Raw genomic sequence first — 21,015 nt, forward strand, 5'->3', positions numbered from 1 at the left:
CGGAGCACAGCCACCGCTACCCGACAGCACGAGCTGCCGCGGCAATACAGAAATTGGCGGTAAAGAATCCTCGGGTTCGAGGATTGTCAGTGGCCGAGTCGGCCCCTGCCCAAGCGCAGCAGCAGCATCGCCAGGTCCTTACCCTCCGGACCGAGTTCGCTGTAACGCTGGATGACCTTCATTTCACGGCTGTGCACCAGGCGCGTCCCCCCGGACGCCATCCGAGCGCGGCCGATTTCCCGCGAGACTTCGGCACGCCGACGGACGGCCGCAAGAATCTCGGCGTCCAACCGGTCGATCTCGAGGCGCAACTCTTCAATGTTCGCCAACTGTTCAATGTCGATCATCTCGACGCTCATCCCTGCTACCCCCGTGTTGTTTTAATGTTATTCTTTTCGTCTTGTTCGCTTTTGGGTCTGCAAACGTTTCGCGCTCTGGAAAAAGTTCGAGCCCTGAATCCGGAAGCGGACCACTGGCTCTAGCAATCACAACTAGACCATGGGCACCGCGGGGCGATACCCACAAAAAAATCGGCGACGCCACTCGAGGATCGAGAGGCGGCGATGGAGCTGCGTATTGTCCATGTAACGAGTGTGCCACACCCACGGACACGCGGGAGCAAAACGAAAAATTGACCCCACATGACCCTGCTGTGGGGCCGTGGCCTGGGCACTTGCCGTCGGTCGTCGGCGGTAAATTGAGTCAGACATGACTGTGCACGCAACCGATGCCAAGCTCGCCGCCGAGATTGACCAGCTGCTCGACGGGCTCAATCCGCAACAACGCCAAGCCGTCGTCCACCAGGGCTCGCCCCTTTTGATCGTGGCCGGCGCAGGTTCGGGGAAGACCGCGGTGCTGACGCGGCGCGTGGCCTACCTGATCGCCGCGCGCGGCGTGGGCGTCGGACAGATTCTGGCGATCACTTTTACCAACAAAGCCGCAGCTGAGATGCGCGAACGGGTGGTGCGGCTGGTGGGAAACCGTGCCCGTGCGATGTGGGTGTCCACCTTCCACTCGACCTGCGTGCGCATCCTGCGCAACCAGGCCTCCCTGATCAAAGGCCTCAATTCCAACTTCTCCATCTATGACGCCGACGACTCGCGCCGGTTGCTGCAGATGATCGGGCGCGACATGGGTCTGGACATCAAGCGGTACTCGCCGCGACTGCTGTCCGTCGCGATCTCCAACCTCAAAAACGAGCTCATCGATCCGGATCAGGCTGTGGCCAAACTCACGGACGAATCCGATGACTTGGCTCGCACCGTCGCGTCGGTCTACGGCGAATACCAACGGCGGCTGCGGGCGGCCAACGCGCTGGACTTCGACGACCTGATCGGCGAGACCGTCGCGGTGCTGCAGACGTTCCCGCAGATCGCCCAGTACTACCGGCGCCGGTTCCGGCACGTCCTGGTCGACGAATACCAGGACACCAACCACGCTCAGTACGTGCTCGTGCGCGAATTGGTCGGCCGCGCAGACGGCAGTTCGTCCGACGACGACGTGCCGCCCGCGGAGTTATGTGTGGTCGGCGACGCCGATCAGTCGATCTACGCGTTCCGGGGCGCCACCATTCGCAATATCGAGGAGTTTGAACGCGACTACCCGGACGCCACCACCATTCTGCTGGAGCAGAATTACCGCTCGACACAGAACATTCTTTCGGCGGCCAATTCGGTCATCGCGCGCAACTCCGGGCGCCGGGAGAAGCGGCTGTGGACCGACGCCGGTGAAGGGGAGTTGATCGTCGGATATGTCGCCGACAATGAGCACGACGAGGCCAGATTCGTCGCCCAAGAAATTGACGCGCTCGTCGAACAGGGTGAAATTACCTATAACGATGTAGCCGTCTTCTACCGCACCAACAATTCGTCGCGGTCGTTGGAAGAGGTCTTCATCCGGGCCGGCATCCCCTACAAGGTGGTCGGGGGAGTGCGGTTCTACGAGCGCAAGGAGATCCGCGACATCGTCGCCTACTTGCGGGTGCTGGACAACCCCGGCGACGCGGTCAGCATGCGGCGCATCCTCAACACGCCGCGCCGTGGCATCGGCGACCGGGCCGAGGCGTGTGTGGCGGTCTACGCCGAGAACACCGGCGCCAGCTTCGCCGACGCGTTGGTCGTCGCCGCCGAAGGCAACGTACCGATGCTCAATTCCCGTGCAGAGAAGGCAATTTCAGGATTCGTCGAGCTACTCGACGAGCTGCGGGGTCGTCTCGACGACGATCTCGGCGATCTGGTGGAGGCGGTGCTGGAGCGCACCGGATATCGGCGCGAGCTGGAATCCTCGACCGATCCGCAGGAGTTGGCCAGGCTGGACAACCTGAACGAACTCGTCAGCGTCGCACACGAATTCAGCATCGACGAGGCCAACGCTGCCGCACTCGACGAATCCGAGCAAGCCCTCGCAGACGAAGACGTGCCCGAAACCGGTGTGCTGGCGTCGTTTCTGGAGCGGGTGTCCCTCGTCGCCGACACCGACGAGATTCCCGAGCACGACGCCGGGCTGGTGACGTTGATGACGTTGCACACCGCCAAGGGTCTGGAGTTCCCGGTGGTGTTCGTCACCGGCTGGGAGGACGGAATGTTCCCGCACATGCGGGCCCTCGACGACCCGACCGAGCTCTGCGAGGAACGCCGGCTGGCCTACGTGGGCATCACCCGCGCCCGGCAGCGGCTGTATGTGAGCCGGGCTATCGTCCGGTCCTCTTGGGGGCAGCCGATGGTCAACCCGGAATCGCGCTTCCTGCAAGAGATTCCGCAAGAGTTGATGGATTGGCGGCGCACCGCGCCGGCCCCGTCGTACAGTGCGCCGGTGAGCGGCACCGGACGGTTCGGGACTCCGCGGGCGGCGCCCACGAGCCGCTCTGGAGGGGCGGGCAAACGTCCGTTGCTGGTGCTCGCACCCGGCGATCGGGTGACGCACGACAAGTACGGCCTGGGCCGCGTGGAGGAAGTCTCCGGCGTCGGTGAATCGGCGATGTCGCTGATCGACTTCGGCAGCGCCGGGCGCGTCAAACTGATGCACAACCACGCCCCGGTCAGCAAGCTCTAATTCATTGCGCCCAACGTGCTCTGGTGGCGGAAAATTCGCGAAATCGTCGCCATGAGAGCACGTTCGGCGGACAGAGGGCGGGCGGCGAACGGGATTACTGCTCGAGCCAGCGTTTGGTCCGCGGATGCAGCGCCAGCACCACGCTGGCGATCGGCAGCAGCGGGAAGGCGTGCACGATCCACGCGACGCGGGCGCCCGCGATGAAGACGCCGCCGTAGGTCAGCACCGCGACGACCGCGCCCGTCGTGATCAGATAACGGCCCAGGGCGCGACCCTGCAGCAGCATGATCACCCCGGTGATGGTGGCGGTCGCGAAGACCAGCGCGAGGAACGCGATCGCGATGCAGAACAGGCGGTCGGTCCGCCACCAGCCGGCGATCAAATCGGTGGCCACCACCGACGTGGCCCAGCCGCTGACGATGCTGACCGCGGCGGCCGCCGGCACCGTCCGGGGAGTGGGTTCATCGACCGGGCGATCCGGCACGGCACCGCGCGGATGCGGCTTGCCGTGGCAGGTGGGTGGTCGGGCTCTCCGGGATCGACGGCATCGGCCCGCTGGGGGCACGCCGAATGATCCGGGTTCGTGAGTGGGAGGGTGGGTCGGAAGAGACGGGGTCGTTCGGCGCGGTCACCTCAACCAGCGTAATTGCCGACGAAAATTCCCCGCTTGGCCAGCCACGGGACCGGGTCGATGCGCTCGGTGCCGCCTCGCAACACCTCGAAGTGCAGGTGCGGGCCGGTGGAGTTGCCGCGGTTGCCCATCGTGGCGATCTGGTCGCCGGCCATCACGCGCTGACCGACGCTGACCAGCGCGGTGTTGATGTGGCCATACAGCGTGACGGTGCCGTCGGCGTGCAGCAGCTTGACCCACATGCCGTAGCCGGCGGTGGGGCCAGCGTCGATGACGACACCGTCGGACACCGCCACGATCGGCGTGCCGATCGAGTTGGCGAGGTCGATGCCGGCGTGCAGCACGCCCCACCGATAGCCGAAGTTCGACGTGAAGATCCCGTGCGTGGGCATGACGTAGAGCGGCTGCTGCAGGCGCGCCTCGCGCTGGGCGCGGTCGTTGGCGAAGGCCACGCCCTTGGCGAGTTCCTGGTTGTGCAGGGTGTTGGCCGCGGGTTGGACGGCGATCACTTGCGCACCGCGGGTGGCGTTGCCGCCCGATCCGCCGGTCAGCGCCGACGCGTTGGCGGTCAGCACCGTCTCGGCCTTGGTGGTTTCGGCTTGACTGGTCGCGGTGTGCGCGGCCGCGGCCGCGGCGCCGGCCGCCATCGCCGAAATCAGCACGCGGCCCTTGGCGGCACTGGTCGGTTGCTTGCGGTGCTGCCCGCTGCGGCGGGCCACACCCGCCACGTCGATGTCGTCAGAGCTAAGGTCGGCGCCGAGCTTGAGGGCGAGCTGGACCAGGGATTCGTGGGGGTCCGCGGGGGTCGTGGCCACGGGGGCGGGTGGCGCCAGCGGCAGCGGGCTCAGGTCGTCGGTCGCGTCCAGGTCGTCGAGTGCGGGCGCGAGCAGCACCTGCGCTTCGTAGTCGAACGTGGAGCCGTTGCTCAGGTCCAGGTCGTCGAGCTCACCGAAGTCCGCGAAGTCCAGGTCGTCGAAGTCGAATCCGTCCAGCGGCAGGATTTCGGTGACTTCGTTCTGGTGCGGTTGTGCCCACTGGTCGCGGTATTGGCGACCGGCTCCCGACAACGCAGGAGTACGCGCGAGACGGTGTTGGGACAAGCTGAGATGTCCTCGTATCGTGACCATAACGTTATCTGGACGTAAGGACGTTATCCGTTCACGGAACCGACTGGCAACCTCGGGGACCGATTGTGAACTGGATCACGTTTAGCCCTTCCCGGCGTGTCGTGACCTGCGCCACATGGGTGGATGCGCCGGTCGCGGCTATTCGGCGGGTGGTTACAGTTCCACCGTGCGAGTTGCCGATCCCGGCACCGCCGAGCTGTAGGCCTTGCAAATAACTCGAGCGAAGACAGTGAGTTCATGGACCTTTTCGAGTATCAAGCGAAAGAACTGTTCGTTAAGCACAACGTACCTACTACGCCCGGTCGTGTAACCGACACCGCCGAGGGCGCGAAGGAAATCGCGACCGAGGTGGGCGCCCCGGTAATGGTCAAGGCGCAGGTCAAGGTCGGTGGCCGCGGCAAAGCGGGTGGCGTCAAATTCGCCGCGACACCCGACGACGCATACGAGCACGCCAAGAACATCCTCGGCCTGGACATCAAGGGCCACATCGTGAAGAAGCTGCTGGTCGCCGAGGCCAGCGACATTGCCGAGGAGTACTACATCTCGTTCCTGCTCGACCGCGCCAACCGCACCTACCTGGCGATGTGCTCGGTCGAGGGCGGGATGGAGATCGAAGAGGTCGCCGCCACCAAGCCCGAGCGGCTGTCCAAAGTCCCGGTGAACGCCGTGACCGGTGTCGACCTGGCGACCGCGCGGTCGATCGCCGAGCAGGGTCACCTGCCGTCCGAGGTGCTCGACGCCGCGGCCAACACCATCCAGAAGTTGTGGGAGCTGTTCGTCGCGGAAGACGCCACGCTGGTCGAGGTCAACCCGCTGGTGCGCACGCCCGACGACCGGATCCTCGCGCTGGACGGAAAGGTCACCCTGGACGCCAACGCGGACTTCCGTCAGCCCGGTCATGCCCAGTTCGAGGACCGCGACGCCACCGACCCGCTGGAGCTCAAGGCCAAGGAGCACGACCTCAACTACGTCAAGCTCGACGGCTCCGTCGGCATCATCGGCAACGGCGCCGGCCTGGCGATGTCGACGCTCGACGTCGTCGCCTACGCCGGCGAGAAGCACGGCGGGGTCAAGCCGGCCAACTTCCTCGACATCGGCGGCGGCGCGTCGGCCGAGGTGATGGCCGCGGGCCTCGACGTCATCCTGAACGACAAGCAGGTCAAGAGCGTGTTCGTCAACGTGTTCGGGGGCATCACCTCCTGCGACGCCGTCGCCAACGGCATTGTGACCGCGTTGAACATGCTCGGCGACGAGGCCAACAAGCCGCTGGTGGTCCGTTTCGACGGCAACAACGTCGACGAAGGCCGCAAGATCCTCGCCGACGCCAACCACCCGCTGGTGATCCAGGCCGAGACCATGGACGCCGGTGCCGACAAAGCCGCCGAGCTGGCGAACAAGTAAGGGAGTCAAGACATGTCGATTTTCCTGAACAAGGACTCGAAGGTAATCGTCCAGGGCATTACCGGCGGTGAGGGCACCAAGCACACCGCGCTGATGTTGAAGGCCGGCACGCAGGTGGTCGGTGGTGTCAACGCGCGCAAGGCCGGCACCACGGTGTCGCACGTCGACCCGGTCGGCAAGGACGTCGAACTCCCGGTGTTCGGCAGCGTCGCCGAGGCGATGAAGGAGACCGGAGCCAACGTGTCGGTCGTCTTCGTGCCGCCGAAGTTCGCCAAGGACGCGATCATCGAGGCCATCGATGCCGAGATCCCGCTGCTGGTGGTCATCACCGAGGGAATTCCGGTGCAGGACAGCGCATATGCGTGGGCCTACAACGTCGACAAGGGTCAGAAGACGCGGATCATCGGCCCGAACTGCCCCGGCATCATCACGCCGGGTGAGGCGCTGGCCGGCATTACGCCGGCGAACATCAGCGGACCCGGTCCTGTGGGCCTGGTCTCCAAGTCCGGCACGCTGACCTACCAGATGATGTACGAGCTGCGCGATTTCGGCTTTTCGACCTCGATCGGTATCGGCGGTGACCCGGTGATCGGCACCACCCACATCGACGCGATCGAGGCCTTCGAGAAGGATCCCGACACCAAGATCATCGTGATGATCGGCGAGATCGGCGGCGACGCCGAGGAACGGGCGGCCGACTACATCAAGGCCAACTTGTCCAAGCCGGTCGTCGGCTACGTCGCGGGATTCACTGCGCCGGAAGGCAAGACGATGGGCCACGCGGGCGCGATCGTGTCCGGGTCGTCGGGGACCGCGGCCGCCAAGAAGGAGGCCCTGGAAGCCGCCGGGGTGAAAGTGGGCAAGACGCCGTCGGAGACAGCGGCGCTGGCCCGGGAGATCCTGCAGAGCCTGTAGTTCTTCACGAGACCGCGGCCCGACGGCATTCATGGTCGGGCCGCGGTCTCGTTTCGGCCCCCGCCATCGGTTAGCCTGTCGAACTAACAGTTGCCAGGAGGTTTGTCATGCCGGTGGATCCGCGTACCCCGGTGCTCGTCGGCGTCGACCAGTTCACCGAGCGCATCGACGACCCCGACTATCGGGGCATGTCGGCGGTCGACCTGGCGACGGCGGCGGTGCGGGAAGCGCTTGCCGACACCGGCGTCACAGGCGTTGCGCAGGCCGTCGACACGGTCTTCGGGCTGCGACAGTTCGAGCTCTCCGGGTCGATGCCGCCCGCGCTCGGCAAGTCGAACAACTATCCGCGCTCGGTGATGAACCGTCTCGGCGGCAACCCGGCCCGCGTGGTGCTCGAACCCGTCGGTGGGCAGGGTCCGCAGAAGCTGGTCACCGAGGCCGGCACGGCGATCGCGGCCGGCGAGGCCGACGTCGTGCTGATCATGGGCTCGGAGCCGGGGTCGACGGCGCGCTACTTCGCAACTCGCGACGACAAACCCGATTTCACCGAACACGTCGAGGGACAGCTGGAGGATCGCGGCCACCAGATCTTCAGCTACAACGATTACACGATTCAACACGGTTTGACCGGGGCGCCCGTGCAGTACGGGCTGCTGGAGAACGCCCGCTGCGCCCGTCTCGGCCATGGTGTGGCCGACTATCGGCGCGAGATGGCCGAGCTGTTCGCCCCGATGTCGAAAGTGGCTGCCAAGAACCCGTTTTCGTCATCGCCGTTGGAGCGGACCGTCGACGAGATCAGCACCGTCACCGACGACAACCGGATGATCTGTGACCCGTACCCGCGGCTGCTCGTCGCCGGGATCAGGTGAACCAGGGCGCCGCGGCGGTGCTGATGTCGGTGGCGGCGGCGACCCGCCTCGGTGTGGCGCGGGACAAGTGGGTCTATCTGCACGGCCACTCAGACATGGTCGAGCAGGCGATGCTGGATCGCGTCGACCTCGGCGCCAGTCCGGCGGCGGCCCATGCGGCCCGAGAAGCATTGCGGGTAGCCGGAATTGGCGTCGACGACATCGCCACCTTCGATCTGTACAGCTGCTTTCCGTTCCCCGTGTTCGTCATCTGCGAAGCCCTGGGCATCGACGGGGACGACCCGCGCGGCCTGACCCTGACCGGTGGGCTGCCCTACTTCGGCGGCCCCGGCAGCAGCTATTCGCTGCACGGTATCGCCGAGACCGTCACGCAAATGCGGGACAGGCCCGGGCAATTCGGCTTCGTCGGTGCCAACGGCGGGATCATGAGCAAGTACTCGGTCGGGATCTACTCGACCACACCGGTGGACTGGCGCACCGACAACTGCGCGCAGCTGAACAAGAAAATCCACGCGCTGCCGAAGTTCGACGTCACGAAGACCCCCGACGGCGCGGCGCGGATCGAGACATACTCGGTGCGCTACGACTGGCCGACCCGCACCGGCATCATCGTCGGCCGGCTCGCCGCGGACAACAGCCGGTTCATGGCCACGACGACCGACGACGACCTCGTCGCGCTGATGTGCGACGGCGACCCGCTCGGCGCCGAGATCTCGGTGTGGTCGACCGACAACGGCAACCGGGCCTCGCTCGCGTAGCCTCGCGGCACGGGCGTGGGGGGCTAGACCATCGAGGAGAGCTTGCCCGCCACACGCTCCACGTAGGCGGTGACCTCGTCCTCGGACTTGTCCGGCAGTCCGAACAGCACCTCGGTCACCCCGAGCTCGGACCAGTGCGCCAGCTTCTCGGGCACCGGCTTGAAGTCCAGCGCCACGATTTGCGGGGCGTCGTCACGCCCGGCGGCCGCCCAGGTGTCTTGCAACAGCTTCACCGGCTCGTCGATATTGAGGTCGCGCGGCGTGGTGATCCAACCGTCGGCGCTGCGCGCGATCCACTTGAAGTTCTTCTCGTTGCCCGCGGCACCCACCAGCACCGGAACGTGGGCCTGCACCGGCTTGGGCCACGCCCAGCTGGGCCCGAACTTGGCGAACTCGCCGTCGTAGGAGGCCTCCTCCTGCGTCCACAGTGCGCGCATCGCTTCGAGGTACTCGCGCAGGCAGGTGCGGCGTCGTCCGGCCGGCACGCCGTGATCGGTCAGTTCGTCGGTGTTCCAACCGAATCCAACGCCCAGGCTGACCCGTCCACCGGACAGGTGGTCCAGTGTGGCGATGCTTTTGGCCAGCGTGATCGGGTCATGCTCGACGGGCAGGGCCACCGCGGTGGACAGCCGCACCCGCGACGTCACCGCGCACGCGGCGCCCAGGCTTACCCACGGGTCCAACGTGCGCATGTACCAGTCGTCCGGCAGTGACTCGTCACCGGTGGTCGGGTGCGCCGCCTCCCGCTTGACCGGGATATGCGTGTGTTCTGGCACGTAGAACGTCTTGAAGCCGTGGTCGTCGGCAAGTTTGGCGGCGGCCGCCGGGGTGATGCCCCGGTCGCTGGTGAAAAGCACTAGCCCGTAATCCATGCACAGAATTACAACGTGTTCTACCTGCGCCGGGCAACCCGCCCCCGGCCGAGCGTCTCCGAGACGGGGTGCCGCGACGATCCGCCCTGGTTGCGTGCGGGGGCCGGTCGCTCCGGCACGGCCGTCCGAACGTGCGCTAGCGTGGTTGATCGATCGCGCGTAACGCAAGCGCGGGCACGTCTTGGCGTTCGAGTACGGCGAGCCCTGGAAGCACAGCGTCGCACCGCAACGCCTGCGTGGCGACTGTCGAGGTCTTGAAGGCACTGGAAGCAACAGGAGGAGTCATGACCTACTCGCTCGGGAGTTCCGGCTATCCGCAAGCGCAGCCCGGCGGCTCCTACCCCGGTGCCACGCCGTCGTTCGCGAAGACCGACGACGGCGAGAGCAAGCTGCCGCTGTACGTCAACATCGCCGTGCTCGTGCTCGGCCTGACGGTGTACCTGCTGAACTTCGGACCGACCTTCGTGCTCAGCGCCGACCTGGGTCCGGCGTCCGGCGGCCGCGCCGGTGACGCCGGGACCGCGGTGCTGGTCGCCGTCCTGGCCGCGCTGTTGGCCGGACTGAGCCTGCTGCCCAAGGCCAAGAACTACGCGGGCGTGGTGGCGGCCGTCGCCGTGTTGGGCGCGATGCTGGCGATCGCCGAGATGATCAACACCCCGGCCGGATTCGCCGTCGGGTGGGCCATGTGGCCGCTGGTCGCGGCCAGCGTGCTGCAGGCCGTCGCCGCTGTCGTCGTGCTGCTGCTCGACGCCGGCGTCATCACCGCGCCGCCGCCGCGGCCCAAGTACGACCCCTACGCGCAGCAGTACGGCCAGTACGGCCAGTACGGGCAGTACGGCGGACAGCAGCACGGTGGGTACTACGGTCAGCAGGGCCCGCAGCAGCACAACCCGCAGTCGCAGTACGGATCGCAATACGGCGGGTACAACCCCTCGAGCCAGGCCCCGACCCAGAGCGCGATCCCGACCGGCGGCTTTGGCGCGCAGTCCCCGCAATCCGGACCGCAGTCGGCGGCTCAGCAGCAGGGTCCGACGACGCCGCCCACCGGTTTCCCGAGCGTCAGCCCGCCCCCGTCGGTCGGCGGTACGGGTGCTTCCGAGCAGCCCGGCGACCAGTCACCTTCTGCGCCGGCCTAACCGCGGGCTATCGCGCCTCGTCGGGCACGTGCGCCAAGAGTGAACAGGGTGGCAGCAAGCGGGGACAGCCGGGCAGCGGGTGCTCGTCAGGCGCGTGACCTGGTCCGGGTCGCGTTCGGTCCCGCGTTGCTGGCGCTGGTCGTCATCGCCGCGGTCACGCTGCTACAGCTGTTGATCGCCAACAGCGACATGACCGGAGCGCTCGGGGCGATCGCCAGCATCTGGCTCGGCGTGCACAAGGTGCCGATCTCGATCGGCGGTCGCGAGCTCGGCGTCTTGCCGCTGGCGCCCAACCTGTTCATGGTGTGGGCGACCGCGCGCACCACGGCGCGGGCCGCCAGCCGCTACTCGTCTTGGCTCGTGGTCCGGTGGGTCGTCGCCTCGGCGCTGGGTGGGCCCCTGCTGGTCGCGGCGATCGCGCTGGCCGTCATCCACGACGCATCCACGGTGCTCACCGAGCTGCAGACACCCGGAGCGCTGCGCGCGTTCGCCAGTGTTTTGGTGGTGCACGCGATCGGTGCCGCGATTGGGGTGGGTTCGCGATTCGGCCGACGGGCATTGACGGCGGCGTCGCTGCCCTTCTGGCTGGTCGATTCGCTGCGTGCCGCGACCGCCGGGGTGCTGGCGCTGGTCGGCCTGTCCGGGTTCGTGACGGCGGCTTCGCTGGTCGTGCACTGGGCGACGATGCAGGATCTCTACGGGATCACCGATTCCATCTTCGGCGAGTTCAGCCTCACCGTGCTTTCAATGCTCTACGCGCCCAACGTGATCGTCGGCACGTCGGCGGTCGCGGTGGGATCCAGTGCTCATATCGGTTTTGCGACGTTCAGTTCGTTCACGGTTTTCGGCGGCGACATTCCGGCGCTGCCCGTCCTGGCCGCAGCGCCGTCACCGCCGCTGGGGCCGGTGTGGGTCGCACTGCTGATCGTCGGGGCGTCGTCGGGTGTGGCGGTCGGCCAGCAATGCGCCCGGCGCCCGCTTCCGCTGCTGCCGGCGGTGGCCAAGCTGCTGGTTGCCGCGGTGGTCGGGGCACTGATGATGTCGCTGCTGGCGTTGGGCAGCGGCGGCCGGCTGGGCAACGTCGGCGACGTCGGGGTGGACCAGGGCGCGCTGTGGATCGGCACCTTCTTCTGGTTCGCGGTGATCGGTTGGGCCACGGTGGTGATGGCCGGCGGGATCAGGCGCCGGTCGCGACGGCCCAAACCAAAGCGCGCGGCGGCGCCGCCCGCCGCGGAACCGCAGGACTTCGCGCAGGCGTCCTCGGAGCCCGCCGGCCACGACCTGCTGCTCGACGACGCCGAGGAGTTCGCCGAAACCCCGTTCGACGAGCCGTTCTCCGGGGAGCCCGCGCCTGAAGAGCCCGCGGCTGAAGAGCCCGCGGCTGGGGAGCCCGCCGCCGAGGCACCTGAGCCCGAGGCCGGGCCCGACGAACCGGAGCACCGGGCGACCGAGCGGGACTAGCCGCTCTATACCCTCCGCGGGCGCCCGAACAACAGGGCGCCAGCGCCATTGCCCGACGCGTCGCGCGACCGCCGATCGACTCCCATTAGGCTTCGCGATGTGGTCGAACCGCTCCGCGTGCCCCCGAGTGCGCCGGCGCGACTGGTGGTGCTGGCATCGGGCACCGGAACGCTACTGAATTCCCTGCTGGACGCCGCCGTCGACGACTACCCGGCCCGGGTGGTCGCGGTGGGGGTGGACCGTGACTGCCGGGCCACCGAGATCGCCGCTGCCGCATCGGTGCCGACCTTCACCGTCCGGCTCGGCGACCACCCCAGCCGCGAAGCCTGGGACGCCGCCATCACCGAGGCCACCGCCGCACACTCACCCGATCTGATCGTCTCGGCAGGATTCATGAAAATCCTTGGACCGCAATTCCTTTCACGATTCTGCGGTCGCACGCTGAACACGCATCCGGCACTGCTGCCGGCATTCGCCGGAGCGCACGCGGTTCCCGAAGCGCTGGCTTACGGTGTGAAGGTCACGGGCTGTACGGTGCACCTGGTGGACGCCGGCATGGACACCGGGCCGATATTGGCGCAGGAGCCCATTCCGGTGCTCGACGGCGACACCGAAGAGACACTGCACGAGCGCATCAAAGTCATCGAACGGCGACTGCTGGTGGACGTGGTAGCCGCGATCGCGACCCGCGGCGTGACCTGGAACGGACGAAAGGCGACCATAGGATGAGCACCGACGAGTCAAGAAGAGCGATTCGCCGCGCGTTGATCAGCGTCTACGACAAGACCGGCCTGATCGAACTCGCGCAGGGGCTAAGTGCGGCCGGCGTCGAGATCGTCTCGACCGGATCGACCGCGAAGACCATTGCGGACAAAGGGATTCCGGTGACACCCGTGGAGGAGCTGACCGGCTTCCCCGAGGTGCTCGACGGCCGAGTCAAGACGCTGCACCCGCGAGTGCACGCCGGACTGCTGGCCGATCTGCGCAAGCCCGAGCACGCCGCGGCGCTCGAGGAGCTCGGGATCGCCGCCTTCGAGCTGGTCGTCGTCAACCTGTATCCGTTCAGCCAGACCGTCGACTCCGGCGCGGGCCTGGACGAATGCGTCGAGCAGATCGACATCGGCGGGCCCTCGATGGTTCGGGCGGCCGCCAAGAACCATCCGAGTGTGGCGGTGGTCGTCGATCCGCTCGGCTACGACGGGGTGCTCGCCGCCACCCGCAACGGCGGATTCACCCTCGCCGAGCGCAAGAAGCTGGCGTCGTTGGCGTTTCAACACACCGCCGAGTACGACATCGCGGTGGCGAGCTGGATGGAGTCGACGCTGGCGCCCGAGCATCCGGAAACCACGTTCCCGCAGTGGTTCGGCCACAGCTGGCGCCGTTCGGCGATGCTGCGCTACGGGGAGAACCCGCACCAGCAGGCGGCGCTTTACGTCGACCCAGCAGCGTGGCCGGGCCTGGCGCAGGCCGAGCAGCTGCACGGAAAAGAGATGTCCTACAACAACTTCACCGATGCGGACGCGGCCTGGCGGGCAGCCTTCGACCATGAAGAAACCTGTGTGGCAATCATCAAGCACGCCAACCCATGTGGCATCGCGATCTCGTCGGTTTCGGTCGCTGACGCGCATCGCAAGGCTCACGAGTGCGATCCGCTGAGCGCCTTCGGCGGCGTCATCGCCACCAATACCAAAGTCAGCCTTGAGATGGCGGAGTACGTCAGCACCATCTTCACCGAGGTGATCGTCGCCCCGGCCTACGCGCCGGATGCCCTCGATGTGCTGACGCGCAAGAAGAACATCCGGGTGTTGGTGGCCTCCGAGCCGCTGGCCGGTGGCTCCGAGCTGAGACCAATCAGCGGGGGACTGCTGATGCAGCAGCGCGATCAGCTTGACGCGCACGGTGACAACCCCGCCAACTGGACGCTGGCGACCGGATCACCGGCGGACCCGGCGACGCTGAGCGACCTGGTCTTTGCCTGGCGGGCCTGTCGCGCGGTCAAGTCGAACGCGATCGTGATCGCCGGCGGCGGGGCGACCATCGGCGTCGGCATGGGCCAGGTCAACCGGGTCGACGCGGCCCGGCTGGCCGTTGAAAGAGGGAACGCACGCGGCGGCGAACGAGTCGCCGGCGCGGTGGCCGCTTCCGACGGGTTCTTCCCGTTCCCCGACGGGTTGGAGACGCTGACGCGGGCCGGAGTCAAGGCGATCGTGCACCCGGGCGGCTCGGTGCGTGACGACGATGTCACCGCGGCGGCTGCCGCAGCCGGCGTCACCCTGTACCTCACCGGGGCTCGTCACTTCGCGCACTGAAGCCTCCGGGCCGCGGTAAAGCCGGTGCGCATGACGCACCTGTATGGCGGGACGTAACTTGGAGTGGTGACATCACCGAGCAATCTGTCCCGAACCTTGGGCGAACTGCGTGCATCCGGCCATCGCGAGCGCGGAGTCAAGCAGGAAATCCGCGAGAATCTGCTGACCGCCTTGGCCGAGGGCGACGATATCTGGCCGGGCATCCTGGGATTCGAGGACACCGTAATACCCCAGCTGGAGCGGGCACTGATCGCGGGTCACGACTTCGTTCTGCTCGGCGAACGCGGCCAGGGCAAGACTCGGCTGCTGCGCGCGCTGGTCGGGCTGCTGGACGAATGGACGCCAGTGATCGGCGGCGCGGAGCTCGGCGAGCATCCCTACACGCCGATCACGCCGGAGTCGATCCGGCGGGCGGCCACCCTGGGCGACGACCTGCCGGTGGAGTGGCGGCACCGCGGCGAGCGCTACACCGAGAAGCTGGCCACCCCGGACACCAGCGTCGCCGACCTCGTCGGTGACATCGACCCGATCAAGGTGGCCGAAGGGCGCAGTCTGGGCGACCCGGAGACCATCGCCTACGGCCTGATCCCGCGCGCGCACCGCGGCATCGTGGCGGTCAACGAGCTGCCCGACCTCGCCGAGCGCATCCAAGTCTCGATGCTCAACGTGATGGAGGAACGCGACATTCAGGTCCGCGGCTACACGCTGCGCCTGCCGCTGGACGTGCTGGTGGTCGCCAGCGCCAACCCGGAGGACTACACCAACCGGGGTCGCATCATCACCCCGCTCAAGGACCGCTTCGGCGCCGAGATCCGCACCCACTACCCGCTGGAGCTGGACGCGGAGGTCGGCGTCATCGTGCAGGAAGCACACCTGAGCGCGCAGGTGCCCGACTATCTGATGCAGGTGATCGCGCGGTTCGCCCGCTACCTGCGCGAGTCCAACTCGGTCGACCAGCGATCCGGCGTATCGGCACGGTTCGCCATCGCCGCCGCCGAGACCGTCGCGGCATCGGCGCGGCACCGCGGCGCGGTGCTCGGCGAGAGCGACCCCGTCGCCCGAGTTGTGGACCTGGGCACCGTGATCGACGTGCTGCGCGGCAAGCTGGAGTTCGAATCGGGCGAGGAAGGCCGCGAGCAGGCGGTGCTCGAGCACCTGTTGCGCCGCGCGACCGCCGACACCGCGTCGCGAGCGTTCGGGGGCATCGACGTCGCGCCGTTGGTCGCGGCGGTGGAAGCCGGCTCCGCGGTGACGACCGGGGAGCGGATCTCGGCCAAGGACGTGCTGGCCGCCGTTCCGGGATTGCCCGTCGTGGAGCAGATCGCCGACCGGTTGCACGCGCAATCCGAGGGTGAGCGCGCCGCGGCACTGGAACTGGCACTGGAAGCGCTGTACCTGGCCAAGAGGATCGACAAGGTGTCTGGCGAGGGCCAAACCGTCTATGGCTAAAGGGCATTCGTCGCGATACTCGGCGTACACCGGTGGGCCCGACCCGCTGGCTCCGCCGGTGGATCTGCGCGAGGCCCTCGAGCAGATCGGGCAGGACGTCATGGCGGGTGCCTCGCCGCGCCGGGCGCTGTCCGAGCTGATGCGACGTGGTACCGAGAACATGCGTGGCGCGGACCGGCTGGCGGCCGAGGCGAACCGTCGCCGACGGGACTTGTTGCGGCGCAATAACTTAGACGGAACTCTGCAGGACATCAAGAGGCTGTTGGACGAGGCGGTGCTGGCCGAGCGCAAGGAGCTGGCCCGTGCGCTCGACGACGACGCCCGTTTCGGCGAACTGCAGCTCGACGCGCTACCGTCCTCGCCGGCCAAGGCCGTCCAAGAACTGTCCGAATACAACTGGCGCAGCGCCGAGGCCCGGGAAAAGTACGACCAGATCAAGGATTTGCTCGGCCGCGAGATGCTCGACCAGCGCCTCGCCGGTATGAAAGAAGCCCTGGAGGGCGCCACCGACGAGGATCGCCAGCGCGTCACCGACATGGTGAACGACCTCAACGACCTGCTGGACAAGCATGCCCGCGGGGAGGACACGCAGCAGGATTTCGACGAGTTCATGGACTCCCACGGCGAGTTCTTCCCGGAGAACCCCCGCAACGTCGAGGAGCTGCTGGACTCGCTGGCCAAGCGCGCGGCCGCCGCGCAGCGGTTCCGCAACAGCCTCAGCCCCGACCAGCGTGCCGAGCTTGATGCCTTGGCGCAGCAGGCTTTTGGGTCGCCGTCGCTGATGCAGGCACTGAACCGGCTCGACTCGCACCTGCAGGCCGCGCGGCCGAGTGAGGACTGGATGGGCTCCGAGCAGTTCTCCGGTGACAACCCGTTCGGCATGGGTGAAGGCACCCAGGCCCTGGCCGACATCGCCGAACTGGAGCAGTTGGCCGACCAGCTTTCGCAGAGCTATCCCGGCGCCACGATGGACGACGTCGATCTCGACGCGCTGGCGCGCCAGCTCGGCGACCAGGCCGCCGTCGACGCGCGGACGCTGGCCGAACTGGAACGGGCCCTGGTCAATCAGGGTTTCTTGGACCGTGGCTCCGACGGCCAGTGGCGGCTGTCGCCCAAGGCCATGCGCAGGCTCGGTGAGACGGCATTACGCGATGTGGCACAACAGCTTTCCAGCCGTCGTGGCGACCGTGAGCTGCGCCGCGCCGGAGCGGCGGGGGAGCTGACCGGTGCGACCCGGCCATGGCAGTTCGGTGACACCGAGCCGTGGAACATCCCGCGCACCCTGACCAACGCGGTGCTACGGCAGGCGGGAACCGCGACGCTGGACGGCCCGGACGCGCGGGTGAAGATCACCGTCGACGACGTCGAGGTGTCCGAGACCGAGACGCGCACCCAGGCAGCGGTGGCGCTGCTGGTCGACACCTCGTTTTCGATGGTGATGGAGAATCGCTGGCTGCCGATGAAGCAGACCGCGCTCGCGCTCAACCATCTGGTCTGCACCCGGTTCCGCTCGGATGCCTTGCAGATCATCGCGTTTGGCCGCTACGCCCGGACCGTGACCGCCGCCGAGCTGACCGGCCTGGAGGGGGTCTACGAGCAGGGCACCAACCTGCACCACGCGCTGGCGTTGGCCGGCCGTCATCTGCGCCGCCACCCCAACGCGCAACCCGTCGTGCTGGTGGTGACCGACGGGGAACCGACCGCACACCTCGAGGATGTCGACGGCGACGGGTCGTCGGTGTTCTTCGACTATCCGCCTCATCCACGGACCATCGCGCACACCGTGCGCGGGTTCGACGACATGGCGCGGCTGGGCGCGCAGATCACCATCTTCCGGCTGGGCAGCGACCCCGGGCTGGCGCGGTTCATCGACCAGGTCGCGCGACGGGTGGAGGGACGCGTCGTGGTGCCCGATCTCGACGGCCTGGGCGCCGCCGTGGTCGGCGATTACCTGCGGTCTCGGCGGCGGCGCTAACCCGTCACGGGGCTGGCGGCGCGCCAGCCCCGTGTGGCGGTCAGCGAGAACTCGTTCAGTGCACTCGAAATATGCTGTGCTAACTTGTCATTCGAATTATGCCGGCCCAGCTCGTAGGCCAGCAGCGAGACGAAGACCCGGCCGTTGGCGCGCCCCGACAACAACGCCAGCGCGCCGTTGGTGCGGTACATCGTCGCGGCGGTGACGCCCGGGTACAGCGACTTCATCGCGAAGTGGTCGGCGTCGGTGCCGTCCGGCCGGTTGGCCGCCGGGTTGATCGCGCCGAGATTGGACGACACGACCGTGGTGGCACCGCCGGTGACCACGCTGATCAGCCGGCGGAACGCCGGTTTCGGGATCAGCGGAATCAGCGGCAGCAATGCCCAGCGCTCGTCGGGTAGATCCTGCTTGCGGATCAGCGCTTGCTTGATCGCGGCGCGGATCTCGCCGAGGCTGGTCGTCGCGGCTGCCGGTTTGATCGTGACGTCGACGTTGACCACGGCGTTGGCGCGGGTATCGCCCGGGGTGCGCTCGTTGAGCGGCATTCCCACGTTGACCGAGCCGTCGGCGGCGACCCGCCCCACCCGGTGGGCGAGGTGTGCTGCCAACCCGACGAGCAGCGCGTTGCTGGTTCCGCCGAGTTCCTGTGCGCGGGCGTCCCACTCCTCGGCGTCGAAGAAGAGCATTGCCGTCGGCAGGGTGATGCCGTGGTCGGGTCCGCGCGGCGGTGCGGGCCGCTTCTTGGATGTGGGCGCGGCGACCCCGTTGGCTTGCCGGGATCGCGCGGCGGCCCCGTTGGCTCGCCGGGCCATTCGCACTGCGGCGAGCGCGGTGCGCCCCACATCCGCTGTGTCGCAATCGGTTTGGCGGATGTCCTCGCGCAGAGCCTGCCACCGACGCCGCGCGGCGGCGGGTGGCCAGCTGATCGGGTCGTAACGCCCGCACGCCGCGTCGGCCAACGCTTCGCACAGGCCGACGCCGTCGGTGAGGCAATGGGTGACGACGAAACTGAGCACCGCACCGCCGTCGGTTAGCGGCAGCATGGCAAGGTGCCAGCCGGGACCGTGTTCGGCGTCCGGCCGGTGACTGGTCTGCGTCTGTAGCCACGCGTCGACCTCGTCACGCGGGCGCGGCGTTGCCGCGATCTCGAGACTGGGCCGGTCGCTGGGCGTCACCCAGCGGTGACGGCCGAACGGCAACGGAGACCGTTCGATTCGCCGCGACAGCCGGCCCCGGCCCAGGTGGTGGTGGAACCGCCGCAGGGCGTCGATGTCGACGGGCCGGTCGTACACCCAGATACATTGCAACGCGCTGGTGGTCGCGGTGGCTCGCTCGCCGAGAAACAGTGTCTGGTCGGCCAAATCCAGCAGGTTGCTCATGTTCTAGGCCGCCTCATCGTCGTCCTTCGTCGGGGCGACGGCATACAGGCCATCCGAATCGGGTTCCGCGGCAAAGGTTCTCGACTGCTCGAGAGCCTTGCCCGCGACGCGGGCGAAAATCCGATTCAGCGTCTCGATGTATTGGTGTACCGACTCCCGGGCCACCTCGTTGTCCGGGAACGAGATCGTGACCGTGGTTCGCTCGGCGTGCCGGTTGATCCACACGTTGATTTCGCCATGGGACAGGCTGTCGCCGTAGGTTCCGAAGTTCGTCTCGGCCCACAGCCCGGCCAGTGGAATCTTGCGAAAGTCGAGGAAGGACAGCATCATCGGCAGCTGCGAGGGCAGTTTGATGCCCAACTCCTCCGGCGTCGCGAGTTCCAAGACCCGCTCGACGGGCACCTGAGCGAGATCCTTGGCGGCATCGAACGACTTCTGGGCGGCCCGGGCGGCCTCGGGGAAGGAAACGCCGTCAGTCGGCACGATGACCGGAACCATGCTTGCGAACCAGCCCACCGTCATCGTGTCGGTGCCCGGTGCCCGCGTGTCCCGTGCGGTGAAGCCGCGATGAATCTCTTTGCCGGTCAATATATATATATTCGGCCAACGCGGTGCACGCCAGGACGCCGCCGATGAACCGGGCGCCCGCCGCGATGCAGGCGGCATCGAAGGCCTCCGTTGCGGCCGCGTCCAACAACTCGACGGTCACCAAGTCGCCGGCGCTGCTGGTCCAAGTGTCGCCCAGGGGCAGCGGGAAGCTCGGCCAGTCGCCGTCGGCGTCCCGCGCGAACTCGATCCAGTCTTTGATCTCCGGCGATGACAGGGTCAGCCCCGCAACCCTGGTGCGCTGCCGCGCGGTGTAGGCGCGGTAACTCCTGAGCTCGGCCGGCGTGGCGGTCGGGCGCGGATCGGCGCCCTGCACCAGCTCTTGGTAGGTCAGGTGGATGTCGCAGAAGATGACGCCGGCCGACAGCCCGTCGATGTGCAGATGATCGACACTGGCATAGAAGGTGAAGTAGTCGGTGTGCTGGACGATACCGAAACTGAAGCAACCCCATTGCAGCGTTTCGCGGGTCGTCGTCAAGACGTGGGTACGAACTTGGTCGGGGGTCATATGCCCCCACGACACGGGTACCAAGTCGATGGCCGCAGGGTCTTCGATGGTGCGGCGCACGATCGCGCCCTCGTCGAATTCGAACCAGTTGTGGTAGGTGTCGTGCCGACGCACATGGGCGTTGACCGCGGTGGTCATCGCCGGAATGTCGCAGGTGCCCGGGATGTCCCACGCCACGATCATCAGCCGCGGTAGCTGTCTGTTCAGCGCCTTGCCGTGGTATGCGGCCCAGAGGTGTTGCGCCTGCTGGTAACTCGGGGCAAGGTCACTTCGGCGCGCGGTGCGGGTCGCCTCGTGTGCCGTTGGTACGGCGGTCCACATGGTGAGCGGACCGGGTGGCCATTCGTTGATGTTCCCGAGTGCGACCATATTGAGCCTCGCCTTGCGTGGTGCCGACATTTCGTGGGCGGCCCGGCGAGAGATGGAAATGCCGCTGACGCATCGTTTTTCGCGCAGCACAAATACACCTTCGCGCTGGAATTCTTGCGACGCACGTCCCGATACGCCCGTGCCCAACCCGTGGCGTCGCTTGCACCCCCTGAATTGCTGGTCTGGACGCTAGTCGAGG

Annotated in this window: 14 protein-coding genes and 2 pseudogenes; 10 read left to right on the top strand and 6 right to left on the bottom strand. The window is 67.3% G+C overall.

Annotation, left to right across the window (positions count from 1 at the left end; all coding sequences use genetic code 11):
• Positions 1–86 precede the first annotated feature (86 nt).
• Entirely contained in the window at positions 87–359 is a 273-nt protein-coding gene (locus tag T428_RS0112010) for a chorismate mutase (RefSeq protein WP_025736665.1), read from the bottom strand.
• Positions 360–708: 349 nt separating this feature from the next.
• On the opposite strand from T428_RS0112010, the gene pcrA reads away from it, so the two are divergent.
• Entirely contained in the window at positions 709–3,051 is a 2,343-nt protein-coding gene (gene pcrA, locus T428_RS0112015; protein WP_025736666.1) for a DNA helicase PcrA, read from the top strand.
• Between the two features lie 94 nt (positions 3,052–3,145).
• Here the strand turns inward: pcrA and T428_RS27560 are convergent, their stop codons facing one another.
• Positions 3,146–3,535: a hypothetical protein gene (locus T428_RS27560; RefSeq protein WP_036467829.1), complete on the bottom strand. Its 390-nt coding sequence runs from the start codon at positions 3,533–3,535 to the stop codon at positions 3,146–3,148.
• 149 nt (positions 3,536–3,684) lie between these two features.
• The gene (locus T428_RS0112025) at positions 3,685–4,782 is read right to left on the bottom strand and encodes a M23 family metallopeptidase (RefSeq protein WP_025736668.1); all 1,098 of its coding nucleotides are present in this window, start codon (positions 4,780–4,782) and stop codon (positions 3,685–3,687) included.
• Positions 4,783–5,046: 264 nt separating this feature from the next.
• Between T428_RS0112025 and sucC the strand changes: the two genes are divergently transcribed.
• From sucC to T428_RS27565, 3 genes and pseudogenes are all read left to right on the top strand, one after another.
• Positions 5,047–6,210 (top strand): ADP-forming succinate--CoA ligase subunit beta, encoded by a 1,164-nt coding sequence (gene sucC, locus T428_RS0112030; RefSeq protein ID WP_025736669.1) that lies wholly within the window; start codon positions 5,047–5,049, stop codon positions 6,208–6,210.
• Between the two features lie 12 nt (positions 6,211–6,222).
• Positions 6,223–7,125 (top strand): succinate--CoA ligase subunit alpha, encoded by a 903-nt coding sequence (gene sucD / locus T428_RS0112035; protein ID WP_025736670.1) that lies wholly within the window; start codon positions 6,223–6,225, stop codon positions 7,123–7,125.
• Between the two features lie 107 nt (positions 7,126–7,232).
• Positions 7,233–8,752: pseudogene (locus T428_RS27565) on the top strand (acetyl-CoA acetyltransferase).
• A gap of 23 nt (positions 8,753–8,775) precedes the next feature.
• On the opposite strand, the gene T428_RS0112045 reads toward T428_RS27565, so the two are convergent.
• On the bottom strand, positions 8,776–9,624 hold the full coding sequence (locus T428_RS0112045; protein WP_025736672.1) for an LLM class F420-dependent oxidoreductase: 849 nt from the start codon (positions 9,622–9,624) through the stop codon (positions 8,776–8,778).
• Positions 9,625–9,908: 284 nt separating this feature from the next.
• Here T428_RS0112045 and T428_RS27570 point away from each other — a divergent pair, with 284 nt between their 5' ends.
• The 6 genes from T428_RS27570 (at position 9,909) to T428_RS0112075 (ending at position 17,954) form a co-directional block, all read left to right on the top strand.
• Complete coding sequence (locus T428_RS27570; RefSeq protein ID WP_036467831.1) at positions 9,909–10,760, top strand: DUF5336 domain-containing protein; 852 nt, start codon at positions 9,909–9,911, stop codon at positions 10,758–10,760.
• Between the two features lie 39 nt (positions 10,761–10,799).
• Positions 10,800–12,221 (top strand): cell division protein PerM, encoded by a 1,422-nt coding sequence (locus T428_RS27575; RefSeq protein WP_211243939.1) that lies wholly within the window; start codon positions 10,800–10,802, stop codon positions 12,219–12,221.
• A gap of 99 nt (positions 12,222–12,320) precedes the next feature.
• A complete protein-coding gene (gene purN, locus T428_RS0112060; RefSeq protein WP_025736673.1) occupies positions 12,321–12,950 on the top strand; it encodes a phosphoribosylglycinamide formyltransferase in 630 nt (209 codons plus the stop codon).
• Positions 12,947–14,530: a bifunctional phosphoribosylaminoimidazolecarboxamide formyltransferase/IMP cyclohydrolase gene (gene purH, locus T428_RS0112065; protein WP_025736674.1), complete on the top strand. Its 1,584-nt coding sequence runs from the start codon at positions 12,947–12,949 to the stop codon at positions 14,528–14,530. The genes purN and purH overlap by 4 nt, the downstream gene beginning before the upstream one ends.
• A 63-nt stretch (positions 14,531–14,593) precedes the next feature.
• Complete coding sequence (locus T428_RS0112070) at positions 14,594–15,979, top strand: sigma 54-interacting transcriptional regulator (protein ID WP_036467833.1); 1,386 nt, start codon at positions 14,594–14,596, stop codon at positions 15,977–15,979.
• A complete protein-coding gene (locus T428_RS0112075) occupies positions 15,972–17,954 on the top strand; it encodes a vWA domain-containing protein (protein WP_025736676.1) in 1,983 nt (660 codons plus the stop codon). Before T428_RS0112070 ends, T428_RS0112075 begins: the two co-directional genes overlap by 8 nt.
• On the opposite strand, the gene T428_RS0112080 is transcribed toward T428_RS0112075, so the two are convergent.
• Both T428_RS0112080 and T428_RS27580 read right to left on the bottom strand, forming a co-directional pair.
• The gene (locus T428_RS0112080) at positions 17,951–19,333 is read right to left on the bottom strand and encodes a hypothetical protein (RefSeq protein WP_025736677.1); all 1,383 of its coding nucleotides are present in this window, start codon (positions 19,331–19,333) and stop codon (positions 17,951–17,953) included. The genes T428_RS0112075 and T428_RS0112080 overlap by 4 nt on opposite strands.
• Positions 19,334–19,336: 3 nt before the next feature.
• Positions 19,337–20,816: pseudogene (locus T428_RS27580) on the bottom strand (condensation domain-containing protein).
• Positions 20,817–21,015: the final 199 nt, after the last annotated feature.

Origin of the sequence: Mycobacterium genavense ATCC 51234 (assembly GCF_000526915.1) — a bacterium.
Taxonomy (GTDB): Bacteria; Actinomycetota; Actinomycetes; order Mycobacteriales; family Mycobacteriaceae; genus Mycobacterium; species Mycobacterium genavense.

Bases quoted from the DNA above. Each gene is read 5' to 3' on its own strand.
- T428_RS0112080 (WP_025736677.1), bottom strand. From the start codon at position 19,333: ATGAGCAACCTGCTGGATTTGGCCGACCAGACACTGTTTCTCGGCGAG.
- T428_RS0112045 (WP_025736672.1), bottom strand. From the start codon at position 9,624: ATGGATTACGGGCTAGTGCTTTTCACCAGCGACCGGGGCATCACCCCG.
- T428_RS0112075 (WP_025736676.1), top strand. From the start codon at position 15,972: ATGGCTAAAGGGCATTCGTCGCGATACTCGGCGTACACCGGTGGGCCC.
- purH (WP_025736674.1), top strand. From the start codon at position 12,947: ATGAGCACCGACGAGTCAAGAAGAGCGATTCGCCGCGCGTTGATCAGC.
- sucD (WP_025736670.1), top strand. From the start codon at position 6,223: ATGTCGATTTTCCTGAACAAGGACTCGAAGGTAATCGTCCAGGGCATT.
- sucC (WP_025736669.1), top strand. From the start codon at position 5,047: ATGGACCTTTTCGAGTATCAAGCGAAAGAACTGTTCGTTAAGCACAAC.
- T428_RS0112010 (WP_025736665.1), bottom strand. From the start codon at position 359: ATGAGCGTCGAGATGATCGACATTGAACAGTTGGCGAACATTGAAGAG.
- pcrA (WP_025736666.1), top strand. From the start codon at position 709: ATGACTGTGCACGCAACCGATGCCAAGCTCGCCGCCGAGATTGACCAG.
- T428_RS27570 (WP_036467831.1), top strand. From the start codon at position 9,909: ATGACCTACTCGCTCGGGAGTTCCGGCTATCCGCAAGCGCAGCCCGGC.